This is a genomic window from Streptomyces sp. NPDC057697 (assembly GCF_042799335.1).
Taxonomy (GTDB): domain Bacteria; phylum Actinomycetota; class Actinomycetes; order Streptomycetales; family Streptomycetaceae; genus Streptomyces.
This window is the reverse complement of record NZ_JBHVJA010000005.1, coordinates 92625-112416: the sequence shown is the minus strand read 5'-3', so window position 1 is coordinate 112416 and position 19792 is coordinate 92625. Positions and strand designations below refer to the sequence as shown.

The window sequence follows — 19792 nt, the reverse complement described above, 5'->3', positions numbered from 1 at the left end:
TCAATCCTGTCAATGTTGATTGAATCAATATGGATACGGTGGCTCCATGAAGGATCAAGCAGCAACCGGCGGCGGTCCGGAAGCGGACGTTCCACGACGGCTCAGCACCCGGGAGGCGGCCCAACGCCTCGGCGTGAAGCCCGAGACGGTCTACGCGTACGTCAGCCGGGGCCAGCTGAGCAGCAACCGCGCCCCGGGCGGCCGCGGCAGCACCTTCGACGCCGCGGAGATCGAGGCGCTGGCCCGGCGCACCGGCCGCAGGACCCCCGCCGCGCCGACCCCCGGCGACCTGGTCTTCCGCACCGGCATCACGCTGATCGAGGACGACCACTGCTACTTCCGCGGTGTCGACGCGACCAAGCTGGCCCGGCGGTACACCTACGAGGAGGTCGCCGAGTGGCTCTGGACCGGCACGCTGCGCGCCGGGGTCCGGTTCGCGGCACCGGCCGAGACGCTCGCCGCGGCGCGCCGGGCGGTCGACGCGCTGCCCGCGCACAGCGGCTCGACGGACCGGTTGCGCGTGGCGGTGGTCGCCGCGGCGACCGCCGATCCGCTCCGCTTCGACCTCGCGCGCGAGGCGGTGCTCGCCGCGGCGCGGAGCCTCGTCCCGACCCTGGTCGGTGCGCTGCCCGTGGTCGCGGACGGACCGTCGGCGGCCGAGGGGGCACCGGAGGCGAGCGACGCCGGACTGGCCCGGCAGCTGTGGCCGAAACTCACCGCCCGCCCGGCCGACGAGCCGTCCGTCGCCGCGCTGGACACCGCCCTCGCCCTGCTGATCGACCACGACCTCGCCGCGTCGACCCTGGCCGCCAGGGTCGCCGCATCGGCCCGCGCCCATCCGTACGCGGTGGTCTCCGCCGGGCTCGGGGTCCTGGAGGGCCCGCTGCACGGGGCGGCGAGCGGACTGGCGCACCGGATGCTGACCGAGGTCCTGGAGCGGGGCTCCGCGGCCCCGGTGGTCGCCGACCATCTCCGTACCGGACGCAGGGTGCCCGGACTCGGCCACCGTCTCTACACCTCGGAGGATCCGCGGGCGCGCACGCTGTTCGCCCTGCTCGCGCGGATGCCCCGGGCGGCCGGGGCGCTCGCCGCGGCACGCGACGTGGTCACCACGACGGCCCGGCACGCGCCCCTGCACGCCAATGTCGACCTGGCGCTCGCCGTGCTCTCGGTCTCCTGCGGTATGCGGCCGGAGGCCGGTGAGACCGTCTTCGCGGTGTCCCGCACGGCCGGGTGGATCGCCCACGCCCTGGAGGAGTACGGGGAGCGGCCGCTACGGATGCGCCCCAGCGGCCAGTACGGCGGCCCCCGTCCCCCGCAACCGCTCCCCGCTCCCCCGGGCGAGCCGCCGAGGTAGCGGGCGGAGACGGGCAGGACCCGGCCGGGCCCGCTCCCGCGCGAGGCGGAGCGAGGGAATTTCGGAAAGAGCCGGAATGCCCTTTACCGTTCATACGATGAGCGCCCCACCGCCCACCGCCGGAAGAGCACGCCGACTCGGCTGGCCGCGGCGGGTCTTCTCCCAGGTCCTGCTGATGCAGCTGGCCATCGCCACCGGCGTCACCGTGCTCGCCACCGGTCTCTTCCTGGCCCCGCTCAGCGCCCAGCTCGACGACCAGGCGATGCGCCGCGCCCTGGCGATCGCGCAGAGCACTGCGGCCGAGCCGCACCTCACCGAGTCGCTGCTCACCACGGCGCCGTCCGCCACCGGCCCCGTGCAGTCCGCGGCCGAGCGGGTCAGACGGGCCACCGGGGCCGAGTACGTCGTCGTCATGGACCGGCGCGGGGTGCGCTGGTCGCACACCGACGCCGACGAGATCGGCAAGGTCGTCTCCACCGACCCGAGCGACGCGCTCGCGGGCCGGAACGTCATGGAGATCGACAGCGGGACGCTCGGCCGCTCCGCCCGCGGGAAGGTGCCGCTGCGCGACGAGCAGCGGCACATCGTGGGCGCCGTCTCCGTCGGTATCGCGTACGACAGTGTCCGCGCCCGGCTCCTCGCCGCGATTCCCGGGCTGTTCGCCTACGCGGGCGGGGCGCTGGCCGTCGGTGCGCTGGCCGCCTGTCTGATCTCCCGGCGCCTCCAGCGGCAGACCCACGACCTCGCTTTCTCCGACATCTCCGCGCTGCTGGCCGAGCGCGAGGCGATGCTGCACGGCATCAGGGAGGGAGTCGTCGCGCTCGACCGGACGGGCAGGATCCGGTTGCTGAACGACGAGGCCCAGCGGCTGCTCGGGCTCGGCCCCGAGGCCGCGGGCCGCCCGCTGGACGCCGTACTCGGCGCGGGACGGACGGCCGACGTACTGGCGGGCCGGGTGCTCGGCGACGATCTGCTGACGGTGCGGGGCACCCGGGTCCTGCTCGCCAACAGGATGCCGACCGACGACGGCGGCGCCGTCGCCACCCTCCGCGACCGCACCGAACTCGAACACCTGGGCCGCGAACTCGACTCGACGCGCGGCCTGATCGACGCACTGCGGGCCCAGGACCACGAGCACGCCAACCGGATGCACACGCTCCTGGGGCTGCTGGAACTCGACATGCACGCGGACGCCATGGAGTACGTCACCGAGATCGTGGGCGTGCACCGGGCGACCGCCGAGCAGGTCACCGAGAAGGTGCGCGATCCCCTGCTGGCCGCGCTCCTGGTCGGCAAGGCGACGGTGGCGGCGGAGCGCGGTGTCGCCCTGCGCATGGACCCGGCGACGCTGCTCCCGGACCGGCTGGTGGACCCGCGCGGGCTGGTCACGATCGTCGGCAACCTCGTGGACAACGCCCTGGACGCGGCCGCCGGAGCGGATGGCGCCCTGGTCGAGGTGGGCCTACGCGCCGAGGGCCGTACGGTGGTGCTCCGGGTCCGCGACAGCGGCCCCGGGGTTCCGGCCGGTCACCGCGAATCGATCTTCACGGAGGGCTGGTCGACGAAGGAGGTACCGGCGCACGGCCGACGCGGTCTGGGCCTCGCCCTGGTGCGGCGGCTGGCGGAACGGCAGGGTGGCAGGGTCACCGTCGACGGGGCCGCGGACGGCGGCGCCGAGTTCACGGTCGTCCTGCCTGAGGCCCTTGCCGCCCCCGTACCGACGGAACCCGTGCCGACGGAACCCGGAGCGGCGGGCCCCGGGACGGCCGGCACCCGGGCGACGGGTGCCGGACCGGACATGACCGAATCGAACACCGGCATCGCGGGAGAAGTTCAATGATCGAGGTCCTGGTCGTGGACGACGACATCCGGGTCGCGAAGGTCAATGCGGCCTATGTCTCCAGGATGCCCGGATTCCGGGTGGCCGCCCAGGCGCACTCCGCCGCCGAGGCTCTCGCCACGATCGAGAGCCGGCGCGTGGACCTGGTGCTGCTGGACCACTACATGCCCGACCGCAACGGCCTCACCCTGGTGCGGGAGCTGCGTGGACTCGGCCACCACACCGACGTGATCATGGTGACGGCGGCGCGCGATGTCGCCACCGTCCAGAAGGCCATGCGGTACGGCGCCCTGCAGTATCTGGTGAAGCCGTTCACCTACGCGGGACTGCGCACCAAACTGGAGGCGTATGCGGCGCTGCGCCACACGCTGGAGCGCGGCGGCGACGCCGAACAGGGTGAGGTGGACCGGCTCTTCGGCGCCCTGTGGGCGGCGGGCGAACCCGATCTGCCCAAGGGGCACTCACCGACCACGGCGGAACTGGTCCGTCAGGCGCTCCGCACCGCGGACGGACCGCTCTCCGCGCAGGAGATCGCGGAGAGCGCAGGCATGAGCAGGCAGACGGCCCAGCGCTATCTGAAGCTGCTGGAGAGGACGGGCAGGGTGCGGCTGACGCTGCGCTACGGCGAGACGGGCCGCCCGGAACACCGCTACACCTGGTCCACCGGCGGACCGGCCTGATCGGCCTGACCGGCCCCGTCCGGCCCCGTCCGCACGGGGCGGGGCGCGGAGACATGGGGTGCCGGTGGCGTACGTGGAGCTACACCGCGCCCGCCCCGGTGAGCGCGCGGACCTCGGTCTCGGCGTGCTTCGCCTCGTCGGGCGGATCGGCCGAGGTGACCGTTCCGGCCCAGCCGGCCAGGAAGCCCAGCGGGATGGAGACCAGTCCTGGGTTCTCCAGCGGGAAGAGCTGGAAGTCGACGCCGGGGAAGAGCGACGTGGGGCTGCCGGAGACCACCGGCGAGAGCAGCACCAGCAGCACGGCCGGAATCAGCCCGCCGTAGACCGACCAGACCGCTCCCCGGGTGGTGAAGTTCCGCCAGAACAGGGAGTACAGCAGCACCGGAAGGTTGGCCGAGGCGGCGACGGCGAAGGCGAGCCCCACCAGGAACGCCACGTTCAGGTCCTGGGCGATCAGACCGAGTCCGATGGCGGCCACCCCGATCGCCGCCGCGGCCACCCTGGCCACGGCCACCTCGCTGTACTGCCTGGAGCCCGGACGCCTGAGGGAGGCGTAGAGGTCATGGGCCACGGAGGCGGACGAGGCGAGTGTGATCCCCGCGACGACCGCGAGGATGGTCGCGAAGGCGACCGCGGCGACGACGGCGAACAGGATGGCGCCTCCGGTGGACCCCTCTCCGCCGCCGAGTTCCATGGCCAGCAGCGGGATCGCCGTGTTGCCCGCGGCGTTGGACGCGCGCACGTCGGCCGAGCCGACCAGTGCGGCCGCCCCGAAGCCGAGCACGATCGTCATCAGGTAGAAGCTGCCGATGAGCCCGATCGACCAGACGACCGAGCGACGGGCCGCACGGGCCGTGGGCACGGTGTAGAACCGCGACAGGATGTGCGGCAGACCGGCGGTGCCGAGCACCAGGGCCAGCCCCAGACTGATGAAGTCGATGCGCGCCGTCCATGTGCCTCCGTACCGGAGACCGGGCGCGAGGAACCGGCTTCCGTGCCCGCTGCGTGCGGCGGCGGAGTCGAGCAGGGCGTTGAAGTCGCCGTGGAAGCGGACCAGGACGAGCACGGTGAGCACGATCGCGCCCGCCGTCAGCAGCACGGCCTTGACGATCTGGATCCAGGTGGTGGCGCGCATCCCACCGAGCGATACGTAGACCACCATGAGCGCGCCGACGCCGATCACGGTCCAGGAGCGGGCGGCGCCGCTCGTTCCGCCGAGCAGCAGGGCGACGAGACTCCCGGCGCCCACCATCTGCGCCACCAGATAGAGCACGGAGACGGTGACGGACGAGGTGCCCGCCGCGATCCGGACCGGTCGCTCGGCCATCCGCGCGGCCACCACGTCGGCGAGCGTGAACCGGCCGCAGTTGCGCACCAGTTCGGCCACCAGCAGCAGGACGACGAGCCAGGCGACGAGGAATCCGACGGAGTAGAGCATGCCGTCGTAGCCGAAGAGCGCGATCAGACCGGAGATACCGAGGAACGACGCGGCCGACATGTAGTCACCGGCGATGGCGAAACCGTTCTCCATGGGGGAGAACAGACGGCCTCCCGCGTAGAACTCCTCCGCCGAACCGTGGCGGTTGCGGCTCACCCAGGTGGTGATGGCGAGCGTCACTGCGATGAAGGCGCTGAACAGCAGCAGCGCCAGCGTCTGGTGGTTGCCGTTCAACGCCCGACCCCCCGTGTCATCTCCTGGGTCTCCCAGCGCAGTTCGAGCGCGGCGCGGTCCCTGCGCAGCCGCGCGTGGCGGGCGTACGCCCCGGTGAGGAGGAAGGTCGTGAGGAACTGGCCGAGCCCCGCGACCATCGCCACATTGACCGCCCCCGCCACCGGGCGGGCCATCAGTCCGGGCGCGGTGACCGCGGCGACGACATAGACGAGGTACCAGACGACGAAGGCGAGACTGGCGGGGACGACGAACCGCCGGTACCTGCGGCGCACCTCCTGGAACGCCTCGCTGCGCTGCACCTCCAGATAGATGTCGGCCGCGCTGTGGCCACGCCGCTGGTCCGCGGGCCCGGGTGGTCCGGCCGGAGCGAAACTCCCCGCAGCGTCCGGCTCGCCTCCTTCGGAGGCCGACGTGTCGTACCACGGGTCATCGAGTCGCATCGCTGCGGCCTCGCGCCCTGCTTCCTTCTCCACGGAACAACTCCCCTTGTCCACGGACCACTTCGGCCGTGTACCCAAGAATGGGCAGATCGGGAAGATCGCGGGCGCCCCATTTGCCGGTCTTCACCTCTTCAGGTGACGGATGAACCGGGCGGTTGTGCGAGGCCCCGAACGTACGCGTAGCGGACGGCCTGTGCCCGGTCGCGCACACCGGCCTTGGCGAAGAGATTGTTGATGTGGCTCTTCACGGTCGCCTGCGAGATGTGCAGTCTGCGGGCGATCTCCGGATTGGACAGGCCCTCCGCGATCAGGACCAGGACTTCCACTTCACGTCGTGTCAGGCCGTCGGGCAGCTGCGTCTCGGGCTCGGGCAGGGGCGGCGGGTTGGTGGTCACCCGCTCCAGCAGACGGCGCTGCACACTCGGCGAGAGCCCGGCTTCGCCGGAGAGCACGGCCTGGACGGCCCGCACGATCTCCTCGCCCCCGGCGTCCTTGGTGAGATAGCCGCGGGCTCCGGCCTGCAACGCGGGGAAGAGCGAGTCGTCGTCCGCGAAGGTCGTCAGCACCACCACCTGGGTCCCCGGGTGGTCCCGGCGGATCCGCCGGGTCGCCTCCGCCCCGTCGCACCGGGGCATCCGGAGATCCATCAGCACGACATCGGGGGACAGTTCGGCCACGAGCGCCACGGCCTCCTCGCCGTCCTTCGCGGCCCCGACCACCTCGATCCCGGGCAGCAGCCCCAGCAGCATCACGATCCCTTCGCGCACCACCGACTGGTCGTCGGCGACCACGACCCGCGCGTTCACGCGGGCACCCGCAGACTCACCACGAAACCCTCCTCGCCGGGGCCGGCCTCCAGCGTCCCGCCCATCAGCTCGGCCCGTTCCCTCATCCCCAGCAGACCGTATCCGGAGCCACTGCCGGACAGGCCGCCCCCGGGGCTGTGTCCACCCGAATCCCTGACCTCCAGGGCCACTTCGTCCGGCAGATACTCCAGCCGTACGAACACCCTGGCCCCCACCGCGTGCTTGCGCACATTGGTCAGGGCCTCCTGCGCCACCCTCCGCACCGTCTGCGACGCCTCGGCGGTCAGCGTCCGCCGCTCACCCACCACACTGACCTGTGCCGGCTCCACGGCCACCAGCTGCCGCAGGAAGTCCTCCACGGGAGAGACCTCCCCCCTGAGCGCGGAGAGGGCCTGGCGGGTCTCCGCGAGCCCCTCACGCGCCATGGAACGCGCTGCCACGACCCGTTCCAGCACCTGGTCCCGGAACTCCCCCGCGGGCTCCTGCTCGATCAGCAGCCGCGCCGCCTCCAGATGCACCATCTGGGCGGAGAGGCTGTGGGCGAGCACATCATGGATCTCCCGCGCGATCCTGGCCCGCTCGTCCAACGCGGCCGTCTCGGCCTCCGCCTCCCGGGCCGCCCTCTCCTGTGCGAGGAGCCTCTGGGTGTTGCCCCGCGCCTCCGCGTCGAGCCGGAGCACATAGCCCACCAGCGAGAGCCCCACCGTCGACATGGCGGTGGAGAGCCAGCCGTCGGTGTTGACGGCCGCGTAGGCGCCGAACGCGGCGGCTGTCGCCGGGAGCCCCGCCACGAGCGGCAACCGCTCCAGTGCGACGACCGCGCAGCCGCACCACAGGATCAGCGCGAGCAGTTCGGCACCGGCCTGTTGCGCACCCAGCGCCGTCAGCATCACCAGCGTCAGCAGCCCGAGCGACGGCCACAGCCGGTGCTCCAGGCTGGTTCGGAAGAAGGCCCACGCGGCGAACGCGCACCCCAGCACGCCCACCAGCCCGAGCGCGGTCTCCCAGGGCCCGAACCGTCCACGGGCGAACGTGTTCCAGAGCATCGCGGTGAGCAGCCCCACCCGGACGCCCCAGGTGACCACCAGGCGCGGACGGCTGCGGCCCGTCCGGGACAGGGCTTCCCGGCTCGGCCAGCTGGTCCAGGTCGTACGCGTCACACACGGTCCTTCCACGCCGGTCGCGGCGTCGTCCCGCCGGCGGAGCCACCGTACGCCGGAGCCATCTGCTGCGCCCGCCACATCAGGGCACCGCCGCGCACCGCCAGGGTCACCGCGAGGGCCGACAGCAGGGCCGACGAGCCCTGATGTACGCCCATCAGCGCGGCAGCCCCGTAGAGAACCGCCCGCAGCGCCAGCCCCCCGATCCAGACGAAGACGGTGGCCTTGGTGCCCTTGCTCCACAACGAGCCGTCCGCCTCGCGCCACAGCCGGGCCGTCCAGCCCCAGCCGGCGCCCGTCACGAGCCCCACCACCAGCTCCGCGCCCAGGAACGCCAGGGACAACGCGGTGTGACGCGGATCCACCAGTCCGGGCTCGCGCAGCGACAGGACGAGGAGGACGCCGGGCAGGACCCACCATCGCCGGCCGTCCGAGATCCGGCGTGCGGAGCACTGGCGCACGACGACGACAGCGATCACCGCGCCGATCACCAGAATGTTGACGAGCCCTGACATGGCGGCCTCCGGGGTGCGGGAAGGTGGGACGCCTTCGACGCTACGGAAACGGCCGTATCAGGACATCGGCTCAGGGGTTGACCGTGGGTGGAGAAGCGGTCTCCACCCACGGGTGGAGACCGCTTCTCTCAGACCGCCGGACCGCTTCTCTCAGCCTTCGACGCGCACGTCGGCTCAGACGTCGATGCGCGAGCGGTCCAGGGTGGCGGCGGAGCTGGTGATGAACTCCTTGCGCGGCGCCACCTCGTTGCCCATCAGCAGATCGAAGACCTGCTCGGACGCCTCCAGGTCACCGATGTTGATCCTCCGCAGGGTGCGGTGGCGCGGATCCATCGTGGTCTCCGCCAGCTGGTCGGCGTCCATCTCCCCCAGGCCCTTGTAGCGCTGGATCGAGTCCTTGTACCGGACGTTCTTCCGCTGGAGCTCCAGCAGCCGCTGGCGCAGTTCGTTGTCCGAGTACGTGTAGATGTACTTGTCCTGGCCCTTCTTCGGCTGGACCAGCTCGATCCGGTGGAGCGGGGGCACCGCGGCGAAGACCCGCCCCGCCTCGACCATGGGGCGCATGTACCGCTGGAAGAGCGTCAGCAGCAGGACCCGGATGTGCGCGCCGTCGACATCGGCGTCCACCAGCAGGACGATCTTCCCGTAGCGGGCGGCGTCGATGTCGAAGGTCCGCCCGGACCCTGCTCCTATGACCTGGATGATCGCGCCGCACTCGGCGTTCTTCAGCATGTCCGAGACGGAGGCCTTCTGGACATTGAGGATCTTGCCCCGGATCGGCAGCAGTGCCTGGAACTCGCTGTTCCGGGCGAGCTTCGCCGTACCGAGCGCGGAGTCGCCCTCGACGATGAAGAGTTCGCTGCGGTCCACGTCGTCGCTGCGGCAGTCGGCGAGCTTCGCGGGCAGCGAGGAGGACTCCAGCGCCGTCTTGCGACGCTGCGCGTCCTTGTGCTGACGGGCCGCGATACGGGTCCGCGCGGCCGCCACGGCCTTGTCGAGGACCGCCCTGGCCTGCGCCTTCGCGTCGCGCTTCGTCGAGGTCAGGAATGCCTTGAGCTCCTTGGCCACGACATTGGCGACGATGCGGTTCGCCGCCGAGGTGCCGAGCACCTCCTTGGTCTGGCCCTCGAACTGCGGCTCGGCCAGCCGTACGGTGACCACCGCGGTGAGGCCCTCCAGAGCGTCGTCCTTGACGATGTCGTCCTCGGCGACCCGGAGCAGCTTGGCCGAGCGCAGGGCCTCGTTGACCGTCTTGGTCACGGAGCGCTCGAATCCGGTCACATGCGTGCCGCCCTTGGGGGTGGCGATGATGTTGACGAAGGACTTGAGGTTGGTGTCGTACCCGGTGCCCCAGCGCAGCGCGATGTCGACCGCGAGCTCGCGCGTGACCTCGGTCGCCGTCATGTGACCGCGCTCGTCCAGGACGGGCACGGTCTCCTTGAAGGTGCCCTGCCCGGTGAGGCGCAGGACGTCGCAGACGGCCTTGTCCTGAGCGAGGTACTCGCAGAATTCGCTGATCCCGCCGTCGAAGCGGAAGGTCTCCTCGGTCTTGCCCTCGCCGTCGAGTCCTCGTTCGTCGCGGACGAGGATCGTGAGGCCGGGGACGAGGAAGGCCGTCTGCCGGGCCCGCTGGTGGAGCGTCTCCAGGTTGAGCTTGGCGTCCTTCAGGAAGATCTGCCGGTCCGCCCAGTAACGCACCCTGGTGCCGGTGCGCGTCTTCGGCACGCGCTTGCCCTTGAGCAGGCCGTTGGCCGGGTCGAACGGGCTGTCCGGCCCCTGTTCGGTGAAGATTCCGGGGACCCCGCGCCGGAAGCTGATCGAATGCGTCGCGCTGTTGCGGTCGACCTCGACGTCGAGCCGGGCGGAGAGCGCGTTGACGACGGAGGCGCCGACGCCGTGCAGACCGCCCGACGCGGCGTACGAGCCGCCGCCGAACTTTCCGCCGGCGTGCAGCTTGGTCATCACGACCTCGACACCGGACAGGCCCGTCTTGGGCTCGACATCGACGGGGATGCCCCGCCCGTTGTCCCGGACCTCCACGGAGTTGTCGTCGTGGAGGATGACCTCGATGTGGTCGCAGTAACCGCCCAGGGCCTCGTCGACGGAGTTGTCGATGATCTCCCAGAGGCAGTGCATGAGGCCGCGGCTGTCGGTGGACCCGATGTACATCCCGGGGCGCTTGCGAACCGCTTCGAGCCCCTCGAGTACGAGCAGATGCCGCGCGGTGTAGTTGGAACCGTCTCGGTCTGCTCCGGTCAGCAGCGCAGTGGACGGCACGGACGTATCGGCGGTCACGCGGTTCGCTCCTCGCTGAATTTCATTTGGGGCCCAGTGGGTAACGGGCTCGGCTTCGGTCGCCGCTGAGAGGGTACCGAGGCCTGGTAGAGCGGTTGTCACGCCACCCTTCGACAACGCTCACACTAGTCCAGCCTCGCATACACGTTCGATCCCTCGTAGGAGTGACGCGAACATCACGTTCCCTTCCACGCATGAACCATTTAGGCTCCGGGCACGTCCTCATGAACAAACCGGCAAGCCGGCCGGGAGGATCCCACCAAGACAAGCAACGCGAAACCGTAGCGCTACGCAATACGGCACATTCGCCGCCAACCGGCAACAGACAGCCATCTTGAGAAGAAGTTTCGAAGAAAAGCCACGAGCGGGAACGTTTTCGGCCTGGTTGGATGTTGACCCTGGTACGACAGCTCGTCGAGCTAGAGAAGAGGCGACGTGACTACTGTTCTGACCCCCGCGAGCCCGCTGACCGCAGCAGACCGCTGTGACCGTTGCGGCGCCCAGGCCTATCTGCGCGTCGTCCTGATCAGCGGCGGTGAACTGCTCTTCTGCGCCCACCACGGTCGCAAGTTCGAGCCGGAACTCAAGAAGATCGCCGCGGAAATACAGGATGAGACGGACCGGCTCACGGCCGTGCAGGCCCAAGCCGCCGAAGAGGAACAACACTGACACCTCACATCCACGACGAGCGAGGGCCAGGTCCCGGACCTGCCGACGGGCGGCTCCCCAGAGGGGGAGCCGCCCGTTCTCGTACCCGCGGTGGTGTCGTTCAGCCGGTCTTCGGCATCCAACCGATCGCGGCGGAGATCCGCGTGTACACGCCGGGGCTGCCCGCCCGCGCGCAGCCGTTGCCCCAGGACACCAGCCCGATGAGCCGCCCACGGGCCACCAGCGGCCCGCCGCTGTCGCCCTGGCATGCGTCGTACCCGCCCAGCGGTTCGCCCGCGCAGAGCATCGTCGAGGCGTCGTACGTGCCGTTCCTGCCGCCCGGGTAGGCCTGGGCGCACTCGGTGTCCGACAGGACGCTCACCTTCGCGGCCCGCAGCGACGACGCGTAGTCGCCGTTGCCCGTGGTGTCACCCCACCCGTAGACGACGGCCTGGGTGTCCGGCGCGTACGCCGCGTCACCGGATTCGGCCATCGGGATCGCGCTCTTCGCGGGAAGGGCGTCGGCGAGGGTGAGCACGGCCAGGTCCCCGGCGTTCGTGGCGGGGTTGAACCCCGGATTGGTCCAGGTCGCGCTTACCGGTATCTCCTGGCCCCCGGTCCCGACCAGGGCGTCGCGGCCCGTGATGACCCGCAGATCGCGCACGCCGGAGACGTCGACCCCGAGCGCCTCCCGACTCAGGCAGTGCGCAGCGGTCAGCACCTTCTTCGGCGCCACGACGACACCGCCGCAGAACTGGCCGGCGCGCGCTTCTCCGAACCGGTCACGGCTGGACAGCGCCACGACCCAGGGACTGTCCTTGACGTGCGCAGACTGACCGCCGATGACGATGCCGCCCTCGGCCGCCCGCGCGGAGGATCCGAGCGGTATCAGGGCCGTGGCGGCGACCAGGGCGAACGCCCCGGTCAGGGCTCGGAAGACGGTACGGGACATGCGTGCTCCTGACTCTGTGGTGAACCATTCCCACTCAGAGTCGTCCCGCTGGTCGCCGACCGCACGCGTTGATAGGCCGAGGGCCCGGATCCCGCTTCGGGGATCCGGGCCCTCGGTCCGTGTACTCCTGCGACCTAGTCGAGGTAGTCGCGCAGCACCTGCGAACGCGACGGGTGGCGCAGCTTCGACATGGTCTTCGACTCGATCTGACGGATGCGCTCACGCGTCACGCCGTAGACCTTGCCGATCTCGTCCAGGGTCTTCGGCTGGCCGTCGGTGAGACCGAAGCGCATCGAGACCACGCCGGCCTCACGCTCGGAGAGCGTGTCGAGCACCGAGTGGAGCTGCTCCTGGAGAAGCGTGAAGCTGACCGCGTCGGCCGGAACGACCGCCTCGGAGTCCTCGATCAGGTCACCGAACTCGCTGTCCCCGTCCTCACCCAGCGGGGTGTGGAGGGAGATCGGCTCGCGACCGTACTTCTGGACCTCGATGACCTTCTCGGGGGTCATGTCGAGTTCCTTGGCCAGCTCCTCCGGGGTGGGCTCCCGGCCCAGGTCCTGGAGCATCTGGCGCTGCACACGGGCGAGCTTGTTGATGACCTCGACCATGTGCACCGGGATACGGATGGTGCGGGCCTGGTCGGCCATGGCGCGGGTGATCGCCTGCCGGATCCACCACGTGGCGTACGTGGAGAACTTGTAGCCCTTGGTGTAGTCGAACTTCTCGACCGCGCGGATCAGACCGAGGTTGCCTTCCTGGATGAGGTCCAGGAAGAGCATGCCGCGGCCGGTGTAGCGCTTGGCCAGCGACACCACGAGACGGAGGTTGGCCTCCAGCAGGTGGTTCTTGGCCCGGCGGCCGTCCTCGGCGATGATCTCCAGCTCGCGCTTGAGCTTGGGAGCGAGCTTGTCGGAATTGGCGAGCTTGTCCTCGGCGAAGAGACCGGCCTCGATGCGCTTGGCGAGCTCGACCTCCTGCTCGGCGTTGAGGAGGGGAACCTTGCCGATCTGCTTGAGGTAGTCCTTGACCGGGTCGGCGGTGGCACCGGCGACGGCGACCTGCTGCGCGGGTGCGTCGTCCTCGTCGTCGTCGGAGAGGACGAAGCCCTTGTTCTCGCCCTCGCCCTCCTCTTCGTCGCCCTTGCCGACCTTTACTTCCTCGGCCGCCTCGTCGCCGTCGAGGAGCTCGTCGTCCTGCTTTCCGGACTTCTTCGTTGCGGTCTTCTTGGCCGCCGTCTTCTTCACGGCGGTCTTCTTGGCAGCCGTCTTCTTGGCTGCCGTCTTCTTCGCAGGACCGGCCGCGGCAGCATCGTCAGCCACCACGTCCACGGTCTCTGCCGACGGGGCGGCAGTGGCCGCGACCGTCCTGGTCACGGTCGTCTTGGCCGCGACGGTCTTGGTGGCGGTGCGCTTGACCGGGCTCTTCGCTGCGACGCTCTTGCGGGCACGTTTGGACGGCTCCGCGGCACTGACCATCAGCGTCACACCCTCTTCCTCGAGGATCTGGTTGAGGCTGCGCAGAACATTCTTCCACTGGGTTGGCGGAATCTGGTCAGCCTCGAAGGCCCGACGCACGTCATCGCCGGCGATCTGCCCATCAGCCTTTCCCCGCTCGATGAGCGCCATCACAGACTCGGACTCGGCGATCTCCGGCGGGAGCGTACGGGATGTGCTGGCCGACACGAACAACCTCTCGGAACGATGGAAACGGCTTCCGGCCCGGCCCCGAAAAGGGCTTGAGCCGACGACCGCCGGGCTGGGAATGTACCGGCGGCGCGGGTTTGGCCTCAGAACTGCACAGCGCACTGAACGGCTGCTGTATTCCTTCCGCGGCGGTCACCTCTTAAGTCATCGCACTGTCTCGAGGAGTGTTACGCCCAATCCGCGTGGCCCGAGTCACACCTCATTTGCGACGAACGTAACCAAGGGAGCGAAACCCCACAGTCGTGTCGCCGGACCACGACGGCCCGACGACACGCGGTTCCCGCACCCCGGCCGTGCTGCGCTCAGTGCTCGCGGGGGGCGGGGACCACACGCTCCACCTCGGGGTGGACGACGAGCAGTTGACGCATGGCCGCCTCGGCGCCCGCGGCGTCTCCGGAGGCGAGGGCCTCGACGATCCGGGCGTGGTGACCGAGGGACGCCTCGCCGGGGCGGTCACAGCCCGTGACCGGGCCGCCCGACACCTGCAGCGCCGCGGAAACGATGCCGGAGAGGTGCTCCAGCATGCGGTTGCCCGCCGCCTGGATGAGCAGGGAGTGGAATTCCGCATCGGCCCGGGAGCAGGTGATCGCGTCCCCCTGCGTGACCGCGTGGCCCATGATCTCCACCATGTCGCCGAGGCGCTGCTGAATGTCCTCGCGGCCGTGGCCCGCGGCGAGACGCGCGGCCAGGGGCTCGATCGTCCACCTCAGCTCCCCGAGCTCGCGGCGCTGGTCCTCACGCTGAGGACCGAAGGCACGCCATTCGATGATGTCGGGGTCCAGCAGGTTCCAGTCACTGACGGGGCGGACCCGCGTCCCCACATTGGGCCGGGCGCTGACCAGGCCCTTGGCTTCGAGAACACGCAGCGATTCGCGTACGACGGTGCGGGAGACCTCGAAACGCTGACCGATCTCCTCGGGCACGAGAGGCCGGTCGGCGCCGAGGTCGCCCGAAACGATCATCTGACCCAGCTGCTGAACGAGTTGACCGTGGAGGCCGCGGCCCCGGCTGGCCGAGCCCCGCCGGTTCACCCGGCCGAGGTCGGCTTCGGGGCCGTCCCAGGAGCGAAGAGCGGCACGCTCGCCGGCCGGCGCCTCCGCGTACGGGTAGCGATCGAGTTCACCCGGGCCGGCGAGGCCGGAATCGGCGGAGCGGGCGGCGGTCATCATGGTGTGCGCAAGGGTACTCACGCATCCTTTGTCGGCGCAGCTCACTCGGCTCTTGAGGTCTTTGGTGAAAAGCACACGAAAGGGTGATCGCCGCCAGCCCCCCAATTGACGCTTTACTGGTATAAACCGGGCGTTCTTTTGAAGGCTACGGGGTCGGACCTGATCCGGTGACCCCCCGAGAGCGCCAACGGGCCCCGCCATGAAGGCTGGTGAACAGGTAGGCGCAGACCAGGACCGACAGCGACAGGGCCAGCGCCGCCCCCACCGGATGCGCCACGATCCCCACCGCGACCGTCACCCAGCGGTCCGTCTCGTACGGCCAGCGCGGCCACAGCAGCTCGCGGAGCCCGGTCGGAAGCCCGGTGACCGGGCGGGCTCCCGGCGCCGTCAGCACCTTCTGGACGAGCGGCACGACGAGCACCGGTACGGCGAGCACCGTGGCGACACCGGCCGTCGCCACCCGGAAGATCCCGGCGGCCAGGAGACCCGCCCAGGCGCAGCCGACAGTCAGCGCCACCCAACTCGCCCCCAGGAGACCCGGATTCGGTGGGACGTGGATCAGTCCGTCGCCGTACACGACGTGCAGGGCTCCGGCGGAGACCAGCGCGACGGCCAGGGCGAGCACCGCGGCGGCGCCCGCGGACACCCCCAGCTTGGCCAGAAGCAGCCCCAGCCGCCGGGGGACGGTGCCCCGGCCCGCGGCGAGCGCGGGATAGCGGAACTCGTCACCGGACGCGAGGGCGCCGAGCAGACCGGCCCCGATCGCCGCGGGCGGCAGCGGCAGCAGCGACGGCCAGGCCGCCAGCACCTTCGGCAGCGGAGCGTGGCCGGTACGGGCGAGGAGCACGGAGAGCCCGACGGAGACGACCAGAACAGCGGCCATGATCAAGGCGGTTGTTCTGACACCCAGCAGGCGGCGCAGCTCGTAGCGGAGCGGATGGAGCGGGCCGGGAGCCGGGTGGCGACGGATGGGCGGCGGCTCCGGACCCGACACCTCCGCGGCCGATCGCGCACCGCGCGCCCCCGTGCCGCCACCCGCCTTCGCACCGCTGCCCGCCCCCGGGCCGCGGCCGGGTCCCGGCGGGTCCGGCACGGCCGCGGTGGTGGCCGGGCCGTCGCGCCCCGTGCGGGCCCCGGAGCCCGCGGGGCGCGCGCCACCCCCGGAGGCAACGGCACCGGTGTCGCCGACCTCGTCCGCCAGCTGGTGCACCGGGAGCCCGTGCCGGAACGCGGTGTCGCCGATCTCCGCGCAGGTGGAGCCGTACACGGCGAGGCGACCGCCTGCTTCGGCGACCACCTCCACCGAGCGCCGGGCGGCACGGGCCTCCCGGCGGACCACGGCCGCGAGACGATCCGCGTGCGGCGTCCGGACCGCGACCCGGGGGCGCAGACGGGTACGGGAGAAGTCGTCGGCGTCCTGGTCGGCGACGAGGCGGCCGCCGTCGATGGTGACCACACGGTCGGCGGCCCTCGCGGCCTCCTTGGGGTCCGCCGTGGTGTACAGCACGGTCCCGCCCCGGTCCGCGTGGGCCCGCAGCAGCCCGTGCAGCCAGCAGCCCTCGCGCGGATCGAGCCCCTCCGCGGGATCGTCGAGGACGAGCGTGTGCGGATCGCCGAGCAGCGCCGAAGCGAGAGCGAGGCGTCTGTCCATGCCGAGCGAGAGGGCTCCGATGCGCTGCTCGCCGAGCCCGGCGAGACCTACGAACTCAAGCAGTTCGTCGGCGCGCGCGGCAGGTACGCCCGCGGCGGCACCGAGCATCCGGAGCTGGCCGCGAGCGGTACGGGCGGGGTGCCCCGGCACGTCTCCGAGCAGCACGCCCACCTCGCGCGCGGGGTGCGGGATCCGGTGCATCGGTCTGCCCCGGAAGTAGGTGACCCCCCGCCCCGGGTCGAGTTCGAGCATGAGGCGGAGTGCTGCCGTCTTGCCCGAGCCGGGGGCGCCCAGGAGTGCGGTGACGCGGCCTGGGCCGGCTTCGAAGGTCAGATCGTCCACGACGGCCGGAAGACCGCGGCGGGGGGCGCTGGTGAGTCCGATGGCCTGGAGCATCGCTTCTCTCGCGGAAGGTGAAACCGCTCGGCGGCAGGGCGGGTACCGCTGAAAGATAACGCGACATATCCGACTTTCCGTGCAGCTCCGGCCCCGTGGGCGTTCCGCGAGGTCAGACTTCCGGCCGCAGCATCGGAGGGTTGAGCACGGTGGCCGCGCCGGCCCGGAAGAGCTGGGCCGGGCGTCCGCCCTGACGGGTGGTCGTTCCGCCGGTGGGCACCAGGAAGCCGGGGGTTCCGGTGACCTTGCGATGGAAGTTCCGCGGGTCGAGGACCACGCCCCACACCGCCTCGTACACCCGCCGGAGCTCGCCGACCGTGAACTCCGGCGGGCAGAAGGCGGTGGCCAGGGACGAGTATTCGATCTTGGAGCGGGCCCGTTCGACTCCGTCGGCGAGGATCCGCGCATGATCGAAGGCCAGCGGGGCCTGGTTCTCGTCCCCGGGGCCGAGGCAGCCCTCCGTTCCGAGGAGGTCCTCGACCGGCGACCACCGCGCGCTGTTCGCGTCGCCGCCCGCGCGCGGGGCCGGGAGATCGGGGGCAAGGGCGAGATGGGCGACGCTGACGACGCGCATCCGGGGATCGCGGCCGGGGTCGCCGTAGGTGGCGAGCTGTTCGAGGTGGGCGCCGTTCCCGATCGCCGGGGCCGCCGGGTCCTGGGCACACAGGCCGGTCTCCTCGACGAGCTCGCGCGCTGCCGCGGCTCCGAGATCCTCATCGGCTCTGACGAACCCGCCGGGCAGTGCCCATCGCCCCTGGAACGGTGTCTCACCGCGGCGTACCACCAGCGCGCAGAGCGCATGGCGGCGCACCGTGAGCACGACCAGGTCGACGGTGACAGCGAAGGGCGGGAAGGTCGACGGGTCGTAGGGCGGCATGCGGTGATCATAGTCGTCTGCCTGACGATAAACACTCCCTTCGCCATGCTCATCACCGCGCTCCTCCACGTCCGTTCCCTACCGGGTCCACCACCCTGCCCACGACGCGCCCCGCCCCGTCGCGACCTCCGTCCGTCAGGGCTCGCCCTGGCGGAACACCGGGTTCCTCGCCGCCGTGCCACCGTCGTCTCCGGCTGCCCGTCGGGACGCGTCCCGCTCCGCGCACCGGGAGACGGCGGGGGCCGGTCAGATCTGCTCGCCGTGCGGCGGCCGGGACGGATGTCGCGCAACGACCGGAGCACGGCGGCTCACCTCTCACCATCGGAGGCACGCCGGCTGGGAGCGGCCCGCCCGGAACGACGCCGGGCGCCCGGGGACCCGGGACGGCCGGGACCGGACGGGGCCTTCTTCCTCCGCGGGGCGGTCGGCCGCCCCGCACGGGGGCGCACGCCCCGGTCCGTCCGGTGCCCGCGCCGCCCTGTTCGCGCGCTGCGCTCCCCGCGCAGACACCGACGCAGGGTTTCCGGGTCGAGGCCCTGGTTGCAGGCCTCGTGAAGGAGTTGGGCGAAGGTGTATGCCGGGTCCGTCCGCAGGGCGAGCCCCAGCGCGACCCGCGCGCTCGGCTCATCGCCCATCGACCACGCGACCCATCCGGCCAGGGTCAGCGGCGCCGCGGCATGCTCCTCGTACGGCGCCACGCAGCGACGGGACAGGGCGCGCCAGAGCCGCAACGCCGAATCGGCCTCCTGGCCTTCCATCCATTCCGCGGCCCTGTCGCGGGTCTCCCGGTCCTGGAGCCCGAGGATCATCGCCGCCGCCTCGTCGTGGCCGATCAGCCGGTCGTCGTCGATGTCGCGGGCGGAGGGCACCGCCACCGGTGCCTCCCGGAGGCGTTTCATGAGCCGCCGGGCCAGGTCCAGGGTCTCGCGGGCGACCTCCTCGCGCCCCTCGTCGTCGAGGAGCCTGGGCATCAGCTCGGCGCCCGCGGAATCGAGTGCGTGTTGCTGTTCCGCCGCCGCCGAGGTCTTCAGCGGTGCGAGCCGCGTCTCCATCTCCCGCAGCGATCCGCGCACTTGGATGCCCGCGTACGCGGCGGCTGCCGCCATCACCGAGGTCCCGGGCATGGCCATCCGGTTTCCCTCCGCCGGGCAGCAGCGCGCGTCCGGACAGCAGTACGACCAGTACCGGCCGTCGGAGATGCAGAGCGCTTCGAGCACGGGCACGTCCAGGGCACCGCAGGCCGTGCGCAGGAGCTGGGCGAGCGGCCGCAGCCGTTCCATCAGCCCGCTGCCGGACTCGCCCTCGGCCGGGTCCTGGCAGAGGAAGATGACGATCGCGTCGGGGCGCTCCCCACGACGCTCGCTGCCCTTCACCAAGCACTCGGCGAGCTGCTCGGCGGCCGGTGCCCATTCCTCGGGCGACTGCGGGATACCGAGCCTGAGCCGGCCGCCGAAGCGGCCCCTGCCGCCGTGCAGGGCGACCATGACCACGCTGTCGTTCGGGTGGAACCCCATGAGGTAGGGAAGGGCGTCGGCGAGTTCGGCGGGGCCTCGCAGGGTGATCTGCTGTTCGTCGGCCGGACCGGTGGATTCGTGGTGCTGGTTCATGCCATGACCGTCCCGCGCGCGGCC

At 71.3% G+C, this 19792-nt stretch carries 16 protein-coding genes; 4 read left to right on the top strand and 12 right to left on the bottom strand.

Features of this window, described 5'->3' with window-relative positions:
• The first annotated feature begins 46 nt into the window (after positions 1-46).
• The 3 genes from ACFVFH_RS16020 to ACFVFH_RS16010 all read left to right on the top strand — a co-directional run bounded on the left by ACFVFH_RS16020 (position 47) and on the right by ACFVFH_RS16010 (position 3877).
• Complete coding sequence (locus ACFVFH_RS16020) at positions 47-1357, top strand: citrate/2-methylcitrate synthase (protein ID WP_383768262.1); 1311 nt, start codon at positions 47-49, stop codon at positions 1355-1357.
• Between the two features lie 97 nt (positions 1358-1454).
• A complete protein-coding gene (locus ACFVFH_RS16015; RefSeq protein WP_383768259.1) occupies positions 1455-3197 on the top strand; it encodes an ATP-binding protein in 1743 nt (580 codons plus the stop codon).
• Positions 3194-3877: a response regulator gene (locus tag ACFVFH_RS16010; protein WP_383768256.1), complete on the top strand. Its 684-nt coding sequence runs from the start codon at positions 3194-3196 to the stop codon at positions 3875-3877. The genes ACFVFH_RS16015 and ACFVFH_RS16010 overlap by 4 nt, the downstream gene beginning before the upstream one ends.
• Positions 3878-3956: 79 nt before the next feature.
• On the opposite strand, the gene ACFVFH_RS16005 is transcribed toward ACFVFH_RS16010, so the two are convergent.
• The 6 genes from ACFVFH_RS16005 to ACFVFH_RS15980 all read right to left on the bottom strand — a co-directional run bounded on the left by ACFVFH_RS16005 (position 3957) and on the right by ACFVFH_RS15980 (position 10765).
• Positions 3957-5549 (bottom strand): cation acetate symporter, encoded by a 1593-nt coding sequence (locus ACFVFH_RS16005; protein ID WP_383768253.1) that lies wholly within the window; start codon positions 5547-5549, stop codon positions 3957-3959.
• On the bottom strand, positions 5546-5989 hold the full coding sequence (locus tag ACFVFH_RS16000; protein WP_383769025.1) for a DUF485 domain-containing protein: 444 nt from the start codon (positions 5987-5989) through the stop codon (positions 5546-5548). Before ACFVFH_RS16000 ends, ACFVFH_RS16005 begins: the two co-directional genes overlap by 4 nt.
• Before the next feature lie 131 nt (positions 5990-6120).
• Positions 6121-6795: a response regulator gene (locus ACFVFH_RS15995; RefSeq protein ID WP_383768251.1), complete on the bottom strand. Its 675-nt coding sequence runs from the start codon at positions 6793-6795 to the stop codon at positions 6121-6123.
• The gene (locus ACFVFH_RS15990; protein WP_383768248.1) at positions 6792-7955 is read right to left on the bottom strand and encodes a sensor histidine kinase; all 1164 of its coding nucleotides are present in this window, start codon (positions 7953-7955) and stop codon (positions 6792-6794) included. Before ACFVFH_RS15990 ends, ACFVFH_RS15995 begins: the two co-directional genes overlap by 4 nt.
• The gene (locus ACFVFH_RS15985; RefSeq protein ID WP_383768245.1) at positions 7952-8470 is read right to left on the bottom strand and encodes a DUF1453 domain-containing protein; all 519 of its coding nucleotides are present in this window, start codon (positions 8468-8470) and stop codon (positions 7952-7954) included. The genes ACFVFH_RS15990 and ACFVFH_RS15985 overlap by 4 nt, the downstream gene beginning before the upstream one ends.
• A 174-nt stretch (positions 8471-8644) precedes the next feature.
• Positions 8645-10765, bottom strand: a complete 2121-nt coding sequence (locus ACFVFH_RS15980) for a type IIA DNA topoisomerase subunit B (protein ID WP_383768243.1) — start codon at positions 10763-10765, stop codon at positions 8645-8647.
• Between the two features lie 435 nt (positions 10766-11200).
• Here ACFVFH_RS15980 and ACFVFH_RS15975 point away from each other — a divergent pair, with 435 nt between their 5' ends.
• Positions 11201-11434: a hypothetical protein gene (locus ACFVFH_RS15975; protein ID WP_024489001.1), complete on the top strand. Its 234-nt coding sequence runs from the start codon at positions 11201-11203 to the stop codon at positions 11432-11434.
• A 100-nt stretch (positions 11435-11534) separates the two neighbouring features.
• Here the strand turns inward: ACFVFH_RS15975 and ACFVFH_RS15970 are convergent, their stop codons facing one another.
• The 6 genes from ACFVFH_RS15970 to ACFVFH_RS15945 form a co-directional block, all read right to left on the bottom strand.
• Positions 11535-12365, bottom strand: a complete 831-nt coding sequence (locus tag ACFVFH_RS15970) for a S1 family peptidase (protein ID WP_383768240.1) — start codon at positions 12363-12365, stop codon at positions 11535-11537.
• Positions 12366-12499: 134 nt separating this feature from the next.
• Positions 12500-14047 carry an RNA polymerase sigma factor gene (locus tag ACFVFH_RS15965; protein ID WP_329919233.1) on the bottom strand — a complete coding sequence of 516 codons (1548 nt, stop codon included), beginning with the start codon at positions 14045-14047 and terminating at the stop codon, positions 12500-12502.
• A gap of 323 nt (positions 14048-14370) precedes the next feature.
• Entirely contained in the window at positions 14371-15258 is an 888-nt protein-coding gene (locus ACFVFH_RS15960) for a FadR/GntR family transcriptional regulator (RefSeq protein WP_383768238.1), read from the bottom strand.
• Positions 15259-15382: 124 nt separating this feature from the next.
• A complete protein-coding gene (locus ACFVFH_RS15955; protein WP_383768235.1) occupies positions 15383-17284 on the bottom strand; it encodes an ATP-binding cassette domain-containing protein in 1902 nt (633 codons plus the stop codon).
• Between the two features lie 112 nt (positions 17285-17396).
• The gene (locus ACFVFH_RS15950; protein WP_383768233.1) at positions 17397-18161 is read right to left on the bottom strand and encodes an NUDIX domain-containing protein; all 765 of its coding nucleotides are present in this window, start codon (positions 18159-18161) and stop codon (positions 17397-17399) included.
• A gap of 308 nt (positions 18162-18469) precedes the next feature.
• The gene (locus ACFVFH_RS15945; protein ID WP_383768231.1) at positions 18470-19768 is read right to left on the bottom strand and encodes a DUF4192 domain-containing protein; all 1299 of its coding nucleotides are present in this window, start codon (positions 19766-19768) and stop codon (positions 18470-18472) included.
• Positions 19769-19792: the final 24 nt, after the last annotated feature.

Bases quoted from the DNA above. Each gene is read 5' to 3' on its own strand.
- ACFVFH_RS16020 (WP_383768262.1), top strand. From the start codon at position 47: ATGAAGGATCAAGCAGCAACCGGCGGCGGTCCGGAAGCGGACGTTCCA.
- ACFVFH_RS16015 (WP_383768259.1), top strand. From the start codon at position 1,455: ATGAGCGCCCCACCGCCCACCGCCGGAAGAGCACGCCGACTCGGCTGG.
- ACFVFH_RS16010 (WP_383768256.1), top strand. From the start codon at position 3,194: ATGATCGAGGTCCTGGTCGTGGACGACGACATCCGGGTCGCGAAGGTC.
- ACFVFH_RS16000 (WP_383769025.1), bottom strand. From the start codon at position 5,989: ATGCGACTCGATGACCCGTGGTACGACACGTCGGCCTCCGAAGGAGGC.
- ACFVFH_RS15985 (WP_383768245.1), bottom strand. From the start codon at position 8,470: ATGTCAGGGCTCGTCAACATTCTGGTGATCGGCGCGGTGATCGCTGTC.
- ACFVFH_RS15970 (WP_383768240.1), bottom strand. From the start codon at position 12,365: ATGTCCCGTACCGTCTTCCGAGCCCTGACCGGGGCGTTCGCCCTGGTC.
- ACFVFH_RS15955 (WP_383768235.1), bottom strand. From the start codon at position 17,284: ATGCTCCAGGCCATCGGACTCACCAGCGCCCCCCGCCGCGGTCTTCCG.
- ACFVFH_RS15950 (WP_383768233.1), bottom strand. From the start codon at position 18,161: ATGCCGCCCTACGACCCGTCGACCTTCCCGCCCTTCGCTGTCACCGTC.
- ACFVFH_RS15945 (WP_383768231.1), bottom strand. From the start codon at position 19,768: ATGAACCAGCACCACGAATCCACCGGTCCGGCCGACGAACAGCAGATC.